General features: G+C 67.0%; 13 protein-coding genes. 8 read left to right on the top strand and 5 right to left on the bottom strand.

What is annotated here, in order from left to right; genetic code table 11:
* Window positions 1-1,037 precede the first annotated feature (1,037 nt).
* The 4 genes from EV653_RS00225 to EV653_RS00210 all read left to right on the top strand — a co-directional run bounded on the left by EV653_RS00225 (window position 1,038) and on the right by EV653_RS00210 (window position 4,483).
* The gene (locus EV653_RS00225) at window positions 1,038-2,570 is read left to right on the top strand and encodes an MFS transporter (RefSeq protein WP_134096769.1); all 1,533 of its coding nucleotides are present in this window, start codon (window positions 1,038-1,040) and stop codon (window positions 2,568-2,570) included.
* A 123-nt stretch (window positions 2,571-2,693) separates the two neighbouring features.
* The gene (locus EV653_RS00220) at window positions 2,694-3,203 is read left to right on the top strand and encodes a TetR/AcrR family transcriptional regulator (protein ID WP_202871616.1); all 510 of its coding nucleotides are present in this window, start codon (window positions 2,694-2,696) and stop codon (window positions 3,201-3,203) included.
* 29 nt (window positions 3,204-3,232) lie between these two features.
* Window positions 3,233-3,487, top strand: a complete 255-nt coding sequence (locus EV653_RS00215; RefSeq protein ID WP_166679246.1) for a hypothetical protein — start codon at window positions 3,233-3,235, stop codon at window positions 3,485-3,487.
* Window positions 3,488-3,868: 381 nt separating this feature from the next.
* On the top strand, window positions 3,869-4,483 hold the full coding sequence (locus EV653_RS00210; protein ID WP_134096765.1) for an SIMPL domain-containing protein: 615 nt from the start codon (window positions 3,869-3,871) through the stop codon (window positions 4,481-4,483).
* A gap of 9 nt (window positions 4,484-4,492) precedes the next feature.
* Here the strand turns inward: EV653_RS00210 and EV653_RS00205 are convergent, their stop codons facing one another.
* Window positions 4,493-4,840, bottom strand: a complete 348-nt coding sequence (locus tag EV653_RS00205; protein WP_134096763.1) for a TraR/DksA family transcriptional regulator — start codon at window positions 4,838-4,840, stop codon at window positions 4,493-4,495.
* 183 nt (window positions 4,841-5,023) lie between these two features.
* Here EV653_RS00205 and EV653_RS00200 point away from each other — a divergent pair, with 183 nt between their 5' ends.
* Together EV653_RS00200 and EV653_RS41505 are read left to right on the top strand one after the other, a co-directional pair.
* On the top strand, window positions 5,024-6,262 hold the full coding sequence (locus EV653_RS00200; RefSeq protein WP_134096761.1) for a hypothetical protein: 1,239 nt from the start codon (window positions 5,024-5,026) through the stop codon (window positions 6,260-6,262).
* A 212-nt stretch (window positions 6,263-6,474) separates the two neighbouring features.
* Window positions 6,475-6,642, top strand: a complete 168-nt coding sequence (locus EV653_RS41505) for a hypothetical protein (protein ID WP_202871426.1) — start codon at window positions 6,475-6,477, stop codon at window positions 6,640-6,642.
* An 80-nt stretch (window positions 6,643-6,722) separates the two neighbouring features.
* Here EV653_RS41505 and EV653_RS41500 read toward each other — a convergent pair whose 3' ends face one another.
* Complete coding sequence (locus EV653_RS41500; protein ID WP_202871425.1) at window positions 6,723-6,887, bottom strand: hypothetical protein; 165 nt, start codon at window positions 6,885-6,887, stop codon at window positions 6,723-6,725.
* A complete protein-coding gene (locus tag EV653_RS00190) occupies window positions 6,884-7,933 on the bottom strand; it encodes an aldo/keto reductase (protein WP_134096759.1) in 1,050 nt (349 codons plus the stop codon). Before EV653_RS00190 ends, EV653_RS41500 begins: the two co-directional genes overlap by 4 nt.
* Window positions 7,934-8,010: 77 nt before the next feature.
* On the opposite strand from EV653_RS00190, the gene EV653_RS00185 reads away from it, so the two are divergent.
* Complete coding sequence (locus tag EV653_RS00185) at window positions 8,011-8,553, top strand: TetR/AcrR family transcriptional regulator (RefSeq protein ID WP_134096757.1); 543 nt, start codon at window positions 8,011-8,013, stop codon at window positions 8,551-8,553.
* A 302-nt stretch (window positions 8,554-8,855) separates the two neighbouring features.
* Here EV653_RS00185 and EV653_RS00180 read toward each other — a convergent pair whose 3' ends face one another.
* A complete protein-coding gene (locus EV653_RS00180) occupies window positions 8,856-9,239 on the bottom strand; it encodes an ArsR/SmtB family transcription factor (protein WP_134096755.1) in 384 nt (127 codons plus the stop codon).
* Between the two features lie 108 nt (window positions 9,240-9,347).
* Between EV653_RS00180 and EV653_RS00175 the strand changes: the two genes are divergently transcribed.
* A complete protein-coding gene (locus tag EV653_RS00175; RefSeq protein WP_134096753.1) occupies window positions 9,348-10,427 on the top strand; it encodes a cation diffusion facilitator family transporter in 1,080 nt (359 codons plus the stop codon).
* A gap of 371 nt (window positions 10,428-10,798) precedes the next feature.
* Here the strand turns inward: EV653_RS00175 and EV653_RS00170 are convergent, their stop codons facing one another.
* Window positions 10,799-12,427: a glycoside hydrolase family 13 protein gene (locus EV653_RS00170; RefSeq protein ID WP_134096751.1), complete on the bottom strand. Its 1,629-nt coding sequence runs from the start codon at window positions 12,425-12,427 to the stop codon at window positions 10,799-10,801.
* Between the last annotated feature and the right edge of the window lie 132 nt (window positions 12,428-12,559).

Raw genomic sequence — 12,559 nt, 5'->3', positions numbered from 1 at the left:
GCGCGGCCCTGGGTCAATGACCGTTCCCGCCAACATCCGCTCGTGGCGCAATCCGGCAAAGCGCCGAGGTCCCATTCAGGAGCCTGCGTGCCGTGGACCCAAGCAGCTCCACATCCCGACATGGCTGTCGCACACGTACTGATCAACACCCTCAACATGACAGTGCGGGACGCCCCTAAGGACCCCGACGAAAGGTCAAGCACCGCGAGACCCGAGAGGTCATCGTCGGCGGCGTTCTCGGCCCGATCACCCACCCCGACGTCGTCATCGCCGGCCCCTACACAGCCGACGGCGAGCTGTGAACATCGGTCGAACCGTTCCGCTGAAACTGGACCAGTCAGGTCAGCTCGCCGCAGTACTGACCCCGGCTGAGTCTGGCTCTCCCTGGCCCGACGAGTTCACCTCCTACCGCTGGGGCGGCGCCGACGTGAAGAAGCCACTGGTCAAGGTGCAACCGAACGGGGTGGTCGAAGTCACCGCCCCACTGCGTTCCCTCCACGCTCTTCGACGACGAGAGTCGTGGCTGCTGCTACCACAACGCAACTGGCTGCCGGGAGCGCCGCGTCCGGATATCGATCACCTGCGCATCTCGGGCGGCGGGCGGGAAACCCGACATCGGCCCGCAGCCTCTGCCGCGCGCGGCCTATCTGAGCATGCAGACCCGAGGGCGGGCGGCCTGCATTGGGTCAGCGGCGCGGACGACGGGGTGGTCGCCGGGGTGAGCCGGGTGCCGATGGGGTTGTCAGCACGAGCGGGCATGGGTATGGCACCAGCGGTCTCGTTCGCAGCCTCGCCGCTGGCTGATCTGACGGCACGCCCTGGGAACTGCCGGGCCGTGGAGGACTGTCAATCGACGGCCTGCGGTGCCCGCCATCAGTCCTTCAGTGGATGCGCGGATCGGCTCGATCTTCCCAGGCATGTTCGTCCTGCCCGCGACGACGGGTGTTAGTGAGTTGACTCACTTGACACGGCGAGGTGTCACACCCAAGACTCAGTGAGTCAGCTCACTCACTCCCTCGCATGAGGAGGCGTACGCGATGGCGTCAGCGGACCAACAGGGCACTGCCAGTGTCGACGGAAATGGCGACGCGCGTCTGGTTCTTCGGTCCAGGCTCGGCGCGATCACTCTGGTGCTGCTGTGCGCGGTGCAGTTCCTCGACATCGTCGATGCTGCGATCGTGAATGTGGCGTTGCCTTCGATTCAGCACAGCCTGCGGTTCTCCCAGCAGAATCTGCAGTGGGTCGCCAGCGGCTACGTCCTGACCTATGGCGGTTTTCTGCTGCTAGGGGGGCGCCTGGCGGACCTGCTCGGGCGCCGGCGCATGCTGCTGATTGGTCTGAGCGTGTTCGCGGTCACCTCGCTCACGGCCGGGCTGGCTGGCAATGCCGGGCTTCTCATCGCCGCCCGGCTCGTCCAAGGGATCGGTGCCGCGCTGATGGCGCCGGCCGCGCTGTCCGAGCTCACCACCAGCTTCAGCGAAGGCAAGGACCGCAATGGCGCTCTGGGCGTGTGGGGAGCTGTGAGCGGGATGGCCGCAGCAGCGGGTGTTTTCTTTGGCGGTGTGCTGACCGCCGGACCGGGCTGGCGGTGGGTATTCTTCGTCAACCCTCCGATCTACCTGCTGGTGGCGGCAGGGGCGATCGCTCTGCTCGCCAACGACCACGGAACCAAAACCGGAGCCAGGACGGGTGCATCGTCGGCGTTCGATACGCAAGGCGCCGTGCTGGTCACCGGCGGCATGCTGCTACTCGTCTACAGCCTGGTGCGGGCACCCATTGTCGGCTGGGGATCAGCCCAGACAGTAGCCACGCTGGGCGGGTCGGCGATCGTGTTGGTCGCGTTTGTCCTCAACGAGATCCGAAGCGCCAACCCGCTACTGCCACTGGCGATCGTTCGGATCAAGGGACTCGTGGCGGCCGACCTGACCCAACTGATCGCCTTTTGCGGCTTTTTCTCCCTGTTCTTCTACGCCACCCTCTACATGCAAGAAGTCCTGAACTACTCACCGCTGAAAGCCGGCGCCGCCTACCTCCCGATCACCGCCGGATTCGCCATCGCCGGCGGCCTCGCCTCCCAACTCGTCACACGTTTGGGCACCCGTCCTGTCGTGATCGCCGGCTGCCTGCTCGCCGCCATCGGCATCTACTGGGTGTCCCGAGTACCGCTCCACGGCTCCTACCCCACCGACCTGCTACCCGGATTCCTCACCATGTCCCTCGGCGCCGGAGCGGTATTCGTCTCGGTCACCGCCGCCGCGAACGCCAGCGTGCCCGCCGACAAGGCAGGTCTCGCCGCCGGGCTGCTCAACTCCTCCCAACAGATCGGCAGTGCCCTCGGCCTAGCCATCCTCTCCGCTGTCGCGATCTCCCGCACCAACCATCTGCTTGCGTCCGGGACCACGCCCGTTGAGGCCACCAAAGACGGGTACCACCTAGCCCTGCTGGTCGGAAGCATCATGATGGCCACCGCGGCGCTGATCGCCCTACGCATCGGCAACACCCACCAGGCCGCCCCCCTTGTCATGATCAACGCAGACACCACCCCCGAACCCGGCCCAACAGCCACCTGACCTGCACCGCCCCGCCCCAACAAGCCGCGCTATTCTGTTAGTGAGATGACTGACTCAACGACGGACCGGGCTACCGCCGACCAGCCGCAACCAAGCAAACGAGACCGCTTAGTGACAGCGGCCGTGCAACTGCTGCACGAAAACGGCATCGAACGGACAACACTGGCCGACATCGCCCACGCCGCCCACGTTCCCCCCGGCAACGTCTACTACTACTTCAAAACCAAAGACGACATCATCGGCGCGGTCATCCAGGCCCACACCCATGACATCAACGCCACCCTCGCCGCCATCGACGCCCAGCACCGAACACCTAAAGCCCGGCTGAAAGCCCTCATCCACGAGCTCGCCGGACAATCCCAGACCGTCGCACGCCACGGCTGTCCGCTCGGCAGCCTCTGCACCGAACTCAACAAACGCACCAACCCCACCGCAGCCGACCTGATGCGACGACTCACCACCTGGGCAGAACAACAATTTCGCGACGCCGGCCATCGACGCGACGCCCACCAACTCGCACTCGAGCTCATCGCCGCCTACGAAGGACACGCACTACTCGCCAACACCCTGCAAGACCCCGACATCCTCACCGCAGCCGCCCGCCGACTCGGCAGCCGGATCGACAAACTCTGACCCCAGACCCAGCCCATCTGAATCATGGTGTGGCCGATGAGCGGGAAGCCGTACGAGCTGTCCGTGGACAACGCGAGTGTGGTCAAAGTGAGGCTCTGCGCCGGGACTGCGACCAGCACGGCACCGCTTTGTCGTACCGGCCGCCGGTTCTGCCGCACTTCGGCGGGATCGTGGAGCCGGTGATCGGCACGATGATGCGCCTGGTCCCCGACGAACTGCCCGGTACGGCGTTCTCGAACGTGGTGAGCGCGGCACGTACGACTCCGATGGCCGTTCGGTCATGACGATGACCGAGCTGAACGTGTGACTGGTGCTGGTACCGGCCCGCGGCCGCGGGTGGGTGTGTGCTGCCGGGCCTGGTCATCGAGATCGATGCCAACCCGGTCACCTGTCACCGGCAAGAAGGGATCGGCTGCTGCCACGGCGACCGACCTGGCGCCGGCGCAGATCCCCGACACCGAGCCGTACGGTCACTCGATCCTGGTCCGGGTCATCGAGCGCATCGTGCGATCCGTCTGCTCCACCAGCCCGCGCCGCCGCCGATCCACTCGCGCTGAGGTCAAAGTCGCGGAGATCTCACCTCAGCCCCCACCCCAACTGCCGCCGGCTTTCAAGAGCAAACGGCGTCAGGATTCGCTGTCACGGCCGAGTGGCACACTGCCGACATGGATCCAGGGATCACAGTTGTGGGGTCGGGGCAGGCCAGTGCGCCGCCTGATGTGCTGCGGATGTCGTTGGCGGTCGCATACCGGGCCGGCGACGTGGCGACCGCTGTCGCCGAGGTGGCCGAGCGTACCGACGCCGTCACGGCTGCTTTGCGGGCCGAAGGTGTGGACACGTCCGCGATCAGGACCACCGAAGTCGAGGTCTCCCAGCACTACCGGGAACCAGGGCGGCCGCAGACATATGGCGCGGCGCATCTGCTGACCGTGACGAGCCGGGACTTGCTCGGTTTCGGGCGGTTGCTCAACGTGGCTGTGGAGGCAGCCGGAAATAGTCTCGACCTACACGCCATCCGGTTCGACGTCGACGACAAGACCGCGCTGTTGACTGAGGCCCGGGCGTTGGCCTTTCGGCAGGCGCGGCAGAAGGCCAAGGAGCTGGCCGAACTGGGCGGGCGCTCCCTCGGCGCGGTCACCGGGATCTCGGAGACCTACGGCCACCACGGCTTCCATGAACAGGCTCTGGGAGCCAAGGCCGGGTTCGAGTCCGAAATCCACATCACCCCCGGGGACACCAAGCTCGAGGTCTCCCTCGAGGTCCACTTCACCTGGTCCTGAGCTGGGCATTCACGTCGTCCCGAGCTGAGCACAGTTGATGCAGGTGCGGGCTGCAGGTCTTGCTTGCAGACGGGCTGCGGGAATGGGTTGGGCGCAGTGTTCGCAAACGCCGTAGGTGCCGGCTGCGAGCCGGTCGAATGCTGCCTCGATCTCCGCCAGCTGCTTCTCGACCTGTTGCACAAGCGACGTGACCTGGGATCTCTCGAAGGCGATCGTCGCGCCCTCAGGGTCGTGTTCGTCGTCGGCGTTGGAGTCTCGTGAGGCTGCGACCACCTCGTGAAAGTCGCCCGACAAGCTCGCCAGCCGTCGGAGCGCTTGTCGCCGTTGCGCCTCCAGCAGGTCGTGAGCTTCCTCCATCTCTCCATCGTGGCACGTGTCTCAGCGGCGTCGTGCAGGGTTTCTCGAAGGCTCAACGTCTCAGTCACGAATCGGCCGAGGACCAGGTATCGGTTCGGAATGAGCCACCGACAAAGATTCGGATCTTGTCGGTGTCCCGGACTTTGCGGGCGGTTCCAGGGGTGCGGTGATTTCATGGGGGGTGTGGAGCGTGATCAGGAAGAGCTTCTCGAGGTGGGGAACGCTTCGAGGCGTGGGCGCCGGATCGCCGGGTGGGGGCTGATCCTGCTGGCGGTGCTGACCCTGATCGTTCTTCGCGCCTCGACGGGTCCGGCGCCTACGCCGCCGAATACCACCCCGTCCGAGCTGATCAGCGTCATCCCCGATGGACGGGCGGCGAGCCCGTGGCCGACAACGCCCGGCGCGTGTGGAGCAGACGTACTGCTGCCGATCGTGTCGAGTACGCCGCCGGCCGAGCGCACCGGGATCCAGGTGCTGCTCGGCGGGGACCGGCTACGGCTGGTCGACTTCGACAGCGGCCGGACGACGACCTTGCCTGACGAAGTCGTCCGGCCGGGCGAGTACGCCGCTGTGCTGGCCGGCGATCCGATCACGGCGTACGCGACCACCGGCTCCTGCGACGAGGCGGCTCCGTACGCGATGCTGCGCGTCGGGGTCGATCACCAGGTGAGTGTCATCCGGCCACTCGGTCCTACCGAGTCGCCCCTGACCGATGGCAATCACCTGTGGATCGCATCCTTTGCCAGCGACATCGACAACCCCTACGGAACGATCGCTCCGCTCGCCGGCGGGCAGCGGGTGCGGCTGCCGCTCGGCTTCTACGCGTCCGCCATCGTGGGCGACACGGTCGTCGGTCTGATGCAGCCCGATCCGGGAATCTCACCGACGTGGCTCGCACTCGTCGATGCACGCACCGGTCGGTTGCAGGCCAAGCTGGATCAACATGTGGCACCGCTCGCGACGGGTGCAGGCCAGGTCTTCTGGACCAGCGGCTGCCACGACGACCCGTCATCGTGCACGCTGCACCGCCGGGCCATCGCCGGCGGCAAGACCACCGCATCCCCGCTTCCCCGCCCCGCCTGCTGCGGCGTCGTCAGCCCCGACGGCAAGACGCTCGCCTTCCTCCTCGACCACCCCTCCACGTCCGACTCCGACCTCGAAGGCCACCCACTCCCGCCCCTCGACATCGCGACGCTGCAGCTCGACACCGGCCGCCTGGAGATCGTCCCCGGCATCGAACTCCCCGCCAAATTCCAACCGGCCCTGGCCTTCACCAAAGAAGACTGGCTGGTAATAGCCCTGGACGCAGGATCCCGCACCCGCCTCCTGGCCTGGCACCCAGGCCTACGCCACGCCTACGAAACCGCCGCACTCCCAGGCGTCGTCCATCCCCCACCAACCCTCGTCGTCACCAGCCACTGACGTACGCGACTCGCGCTCCCGACGGCCGCCGCGTTGGAAGATGCCGCTGTTCCACACCCAGCCGGTGAACACGTCGGCGATGAAGACGGGAACATGGCCAGGCCGAGGATGCCGAGCACGAGGCTCGCGCTGGACCGGCCGCGGTCGAGCCCGATGCGGGATCCGTTGGCGCCGACGACCATCGCCATGCCATTGCCGGCGGGCAGGACACCTTGCGCGTCGAGGTGTGGAACGCGATCAGGCCGTTGGCGACGTTCTGGTTCGATCCCTGGAACAGACCGACGAGCGAGACGCCGGCGAGGACCGCGAGTACGACGAACACGATCGGGCGGGCACCCTTGGCGGAAGTCGAGCACGAGGAGGGTGCCGACGATCAGTAGGACCCGTAGATCACCCAGCCTGCGTCCATGACCACCCCCAGCGAGGAGTTCCCGACCTGCCCGAACGCGGTCTGGGCCGGTCAGGTCGGGCCGAGGTGACTGACCCAGTTGTAGAGCGGCGCGTACGGCGGGTCCGGCCAGGCTGCCGCGGTGATGAACTCGGCGGCCCAGGACACGAGTGGATCGAGGAGGAGCAGGAGCGCGCCGGTGCGAGCAGTCGCGCCGGCGCGCACGATGCGATTCACGACAGTGCCATTCCGGGGACGCGTCGGCGGATGGCCTCCAATTCGGCCTCGTCGGAGATTCCCTGCCAGTCGTAGCGCGGCGTGTAGGGAGCCTCCAAGGCGCGTACGTCGTCGTCGCTGAGTTCGACGTCCAGGGACGACACAGCCTCGTCGATCTGCTGGATCGAACCGGCCCCGACCAACGGCGCTGTGACGACCGGCTGACGGCGCAGCCAGGCGAGTGCGACCTGGGCGCGACTGACGCCGTGGATCTGTGCGACCTGTCCGACCGCGTCGATGATCGCGCGGTTGGACGCCTCCTGCTCAGGCGAATAGAGCATGTCCGCAAAGGCGCTGTCGGTCTCGGACCGCATCGTCGACCTGGCATCGTCCCAACCGCGAGCAAGGCGGCCGCGGGCCAGCGGCGACCAGATAATCGTGCCGACGCCCTCGTCCAGGCACAGCGGGATCATCTCCCGCTCCTCCTCGCGGGCGAGCAGGTTGTAGTGGTCCTGCATCGACACGAACCGCGCCCAGCCGTTCTGCTGCTGCAGATGCAACGCCTTCGCGAACTCCCAGGCGTGCATCGAGGACGCACCGAGGTACCGCACCTTGCCGGCCTTCACGAGATCGCTGAGCGCCTCGAGAGTCTCCTCCCACGGGGTCGAGTGGTCGTTGCGGTGAATCTGGTACAGGTCGATGTAGTCGGTCCCGAGCCGGCGCAGCGAGTTGTCGACCTCGGTCATGACCGCCTTCCGCGACAGGCCGCGGCCGTTGGGGCCGGTGCGCATCGGATGCCGGAGCTTGGTCGCGATCACCACCGCGTCGCGGTCGCCGAAATCCTTCAGCGCGCGACCGAGGATCTCTTCGCTGGATCCGTTGGAGTACATGTTCGCGGTGTCGAAGAAGTTGATGCCCGCGTCCAGCGCGTGCCGGATCAGCGGTCGCGCCTCGTCCTCGCCCTTCGACCACACGGGATGGCCACGATCGGGCTCGCCGTAGGTCATCGCGCCGATCGCGATCGGTGACACGTCCAGGCCGGTCGTGCCGAGCTTGATGTACTGCATGATGCTCCTCTAAGCTATGTGGAGAGGTCTCCAGATAGAGTAGTGGAGAGCTCTCCGCTTAGCAAGGTGAGGTTCCAGTGGTTCGTTCGGACGCCCGCGAGAACCGGGCTCGCATCCTCGCGGCCGCGCGCGACGCCTTCGCCGAGGACGGCACGACCTCCATGAACCAGGTCGCTCAGCGCGCGAGCGTCGGCGCAGGCACGCTGTATCGCAACTTCCCCACCCGGGAGGCGCTGGTTCTCGCCGTCTACCAGGACGAGGTCGAACGGATCATCGGCACCGTGCCCGGGCTGCTGGCCGAGATGCCGCCAGTTGAAGCGCTTCGGCACTGGACGACCGACCTCGTCGAAGCGATGCGCAGAAAGCACGGCCTCGGTGATGCCCTCAGCCCCACCGCACACCAGGCGATCACCGAGCAGACCTACGGGCCTGTTGTCGCAGCGATCACCAAACTCCTTGACGCAGGCAAGAAGGACGGCAGTATCCGCACGGATGCCGACGCCGGCGACTTCCTCCAACTCACCGGCGCACTCTGGCGCGCTCCATCCGAGCCCCAGGACCGGTCACCTCGCATGCTCGCCCTCATCCTCGACGGGCTCCGCCCACAACCCGACCAGTAGATATCGGCAGGTCGAGCCTCTTGCCGAATCAGCTGATCGCTAGAGAGGTTCGGTGAAAGAACTCGTCCCACTTCAGTTCGAACCGGGCCCCGCCTCGCATCGCGTGCTCGCCGGGCAGTTGGTGGACAGCGCGACCAGTTCGAGCCGAACCGGCCCGATCAGATCCGGCGCCCACGTGGCCATGTCGCCAGTTTCCGGCCGGCACCGGCCGCCGGGTAGTTGCCTGCGGCGACGAACGCCCGACGATCGCCGTGCAGTCGCGCCGCCCGGCAGACAATGTGCGCAACCTGAACGAGGCGGGTTCAGGCCGGACGTGTCACCGAACCGTCATCGGTGTCCGCAGCTTCGGATGCGACGCCGGGCATGTCGCGGTCGATGTGATCGGCGTGGAACAGCGCCTGATCCAGCAGGCTCTTCACGTGGTCGTCGGCGGCGGAGTAGTAGACGAACGTCCCTTCCCGCCGGCCTTTGACCAGGCCGGCCAGGCGTAGCTTGGCCAGGTGCTGGCTGACCGCCGCGGGTGCCGCGCCGGCGAGCTCGGCCAGGCACGCCACCGAGGACTCGCCCTGCAACAGCGCCCACAAGACCTTGATCCGCGTCGGATCGGCCAGCAGCCGGAACGACTCCGCGGCCAGGTGGACCTGTTCCTCATTGGGCATCTCGAAGTTGTCGAGCGACGAGTGCATCCACCCACACTAACTTATCCGCCTACTTGCGTATATGCGTGCTTGCGCAGATAACATAGGCGGGCAGTAGCAAGCACCAAGAGCAGAGCGAACGGAGCACGGCCGGCCATGAGCACCTCCGACAGACACGGCCGCAGTCAGGGCCACGGGCATGGGCACGGGCACGGACATCGGCACGGACATGAGCACGGCGAAGAGTCCGGCCGTTTCGTGGGCTGGGCCTGGTCGCTGTTCCGGCCGCACAGCCACGAGGCCGCGGACTCGGTCGACTCGGCCTTGGAGTCCAATGCTGCAGGGATCCGGGCGGTCAAGATCAGCCTCGCCGGCCTCGGTGTCACGTCCGTTGCTCAGGCGCTGCTGGTCGTGTTCACCGGGTCGGTCGCCCTGTTGGCCGACACCATCCACAACCTTTCCGATGCGCTCACCGCCGTGCCGCTGTGGATCGCGTTCGTGCTCGCGCGCCGCCCGGCCAGCCGCCGCTACACCTACGGCTTCGGTCGCGCCGAAGACCTGGCCGGTGTGTTCATCGTCGCCATGATCATCTTGTCGGCCCTGGTCGCCGGCTACGAATCCGTACGACGTCTCCTCGACCCCCGACCGCTCGAACACACCGGGATCCTCATCGTCGCGGGGCTCATCGGGTTCGCCGGCAACGAACTGGTCGCTGTCTACCGCATCCGCGTCGGCCGGCAGATCGGCTCGGCGGCGCTCGTCGCCGATGGTCTGCACGCCCGCACCGACGGCTTCACGTCACTCGCGGTGGTCCTCGGCGCCCTCGGTGTTCTGGCGGGCTTCCCGCTCGCCGACCCGATCGTCGGGCTTGTCATCACCGCCGCCATCCTCGTCGTCCTCAAAGGCGCCGCCACCGACATCTCCCGGCGACTCATGGACGCCGTCGACCCCGCACTCGTCGACACTGCTGAACACACCATCCACACGACGACCGGCGTCGAGAGCATCGAAGAGCTGCGCCTCCGCTGGTCCGGCCACCGCATCCACGGCGAAGTCAGCATCGTCGCCGACCCGAGCCTGAGCCTGATCCAAGGCCACGAGATCGCCAACGAAGTCCACCACCGACTGCTGCATCAGCTACCCAAACTCGAGGCGGTCACCGTGCACGTCAGCCCACGCGACACCGGCGACACCGACCATCACGCGGCACTCGCGCACCACCGCCAACCCCGCTGATCAGCCGGCACGCACGGCGACCGACACCACCTGGACCCCGCGGCCGTGAACCAGAACGGACACCGCATGCCCTCCTCATCACCGGCCGCCCGCGGTTCAACGCCGGCCGACTTCGACCTCGAGCACCGAACGGTCGACGGCCGTACCTAGGAGCTCATTTATCGGCCAACCTGGCACGTCTGAGCTGTGCTTGTTTGGCTCGGACGATGTCCGGGTCCCTGGGGTCGAGCGGGAGCGCAGCGTCGTCGTCGTACCGTCTGTCTTTTCTGCGAATGACTTTGGCTATCCGAATCTGTCGCATCGGAACTCCTTGGAAGGGCAGGCCTGGCGCCGAGGTGTTGGAGGGGTTCTCAAGACGCCAGGCCCGCCTGCTAGGTGGGGGTCGGCGACGACAGCAGGTACCACGCCGCGCTGTTGGGCGAGAGTTTGTCGCCCGCATCCTGGTGACTCGCGAGCAGTAGTTCGCCGTCGACCGGCGGAGCGACCACTCTCGACGAGCAGTTGACGACGCAGCAGAAGCCGTCGCCGCGGGTGAAGGCCAGTACGCCGGGTTCGGTCGCCAGCCAATCGAAGTCGTTCGAAGCCAGTGCCGGAAGCCGCCGGCGCAGACCGAGTGCCTCGCGGTACAGATGCAGCATCGATTCGCCCCTGCCCAGCTGATGGTCCACAGCATGCGTGGCGAACCAGTCAGGCTGCGGCAACCAGGGATCCGACCAGGAGAAGCCGAAAGCGTCCTGGCCGGCCGACCAGGGCAAGGGAATCCGGCAGCCGTCCCGGCCCCGCCGTGCCCCGTTGCTACGGTGGAACATCGGATCGGTCAGCACACTGTCCGGCAGATCCGTGACCTCGGGCAGACCGAGCTCCTCGCCTTGATAGAGGTACGCCGCTCCCGGCAGCGCGAGCATCAGCAGCACACTCGCCCGCGCACGCGCGGTCCCGAGATCGACGTCCCCGGCATGTGCGCCTGGGGCCCCACCGCCGTACCGGGTGACGGATCTCGGCATGTCGTGGTTGTTCAGCACCCAGGCGACCGAGGAGCCGGCGTCCTGGATCGTGCCCAGCCCGCGGTCGACGACGTCGGAGAGAATCTGCGCGTCCCAGTGCGCGCGCAGGAACTCGAAGTAGAAGGTCTGATGCAGTTCGTCCGGCCGCTGGTACAGCGCGAGTTGCCGGGTATCCAGTACGCCGACCTCGCCGATCAGCACGCGTTCGCGGCCGGTGAACGCCGAGTATCCATCGGCGATCTGCCGCCAGCGGCGCCAGACGTCGTGCACCTCGGGCTGGTTCCACGCGTGTGGGTTGAGCGGGTCGCCAGTGAGCTCGTCGTCGATCGCCTGCCCGTGGTCCGGCAGTCCGTCCGCCTTGTGCAACCCGTGCGCGACGTCGATGCGGACGCCGTCGACGCCGCGCTCGAGCCAGAATCGCAGTACCTGCTCGAAGTACGCCGCCACGTCCGGGTGGCGCCAGTTGAAGTCGGCCTGCTCCGGCGCGAAGCTGTGCAGGTACCACTGGCCGTCGGGAACCTGTTGCCAGGCCGGGCCGCCGAAGACGGAGCGCCAGTTGTTGGGCGGTTCCTCGCCCCGGCCGTCGGCGAAGTGGAACCGCTCGCGCTCGGGGCTCCCCGGGCCCGCGGCCAGGGCCGCTGCGAACCAGGGATGCTCGGTCGAGCAGTGGTTCGGGACAAGGTCGATGAGGACCTTGATGTCATGCCGGTGCGCGTCGTGAACCAGACGGTCGAAACCGTCGAGGGTGCCGTAGCGGGGATCGACCGAGAAGTAGTCGGAGACGTCGTACCCGTGGTCGTGCTGCGGTGAAGGGTAGAACGGGTTGAGCCAGATGCCGTCCACTCCGAGCGTCCGTAGGTACGGGAGCTTCGCGCGGACGCCGGCCAGATCGCCGACACCGTCGCCGTCGGAGTCGTGGAAGCTGCGCAGGTAGACCTGGTAGATGACGGCGGTCCGCCACCAGTCGGCTCCGGGCCGGGGCCTTGTCGTGAACATCGCGATCGGTCCCTCTGGTCGTTCCCCAGGCCGCTGATCTCGTGAATACGATCCGCTATCGGAGGGCGGGCGTCAGCACGGCCAGCGTCCAGACGGGCTACCTGGTAACCGGAATCCTGGCGGCTGGCTGAC

Origin of the sequence: Kribbella pratensis (assembly GCF_004365355.1) — a bacterium.
GTDB lineage: Bacteria > Actinomycetota > Actinomycetes > Propionibacteriales > Kribbellaceae > Kribbella.
This window is presented reverse-complemented; position numbering and strand designations above follow the sequence as displayed.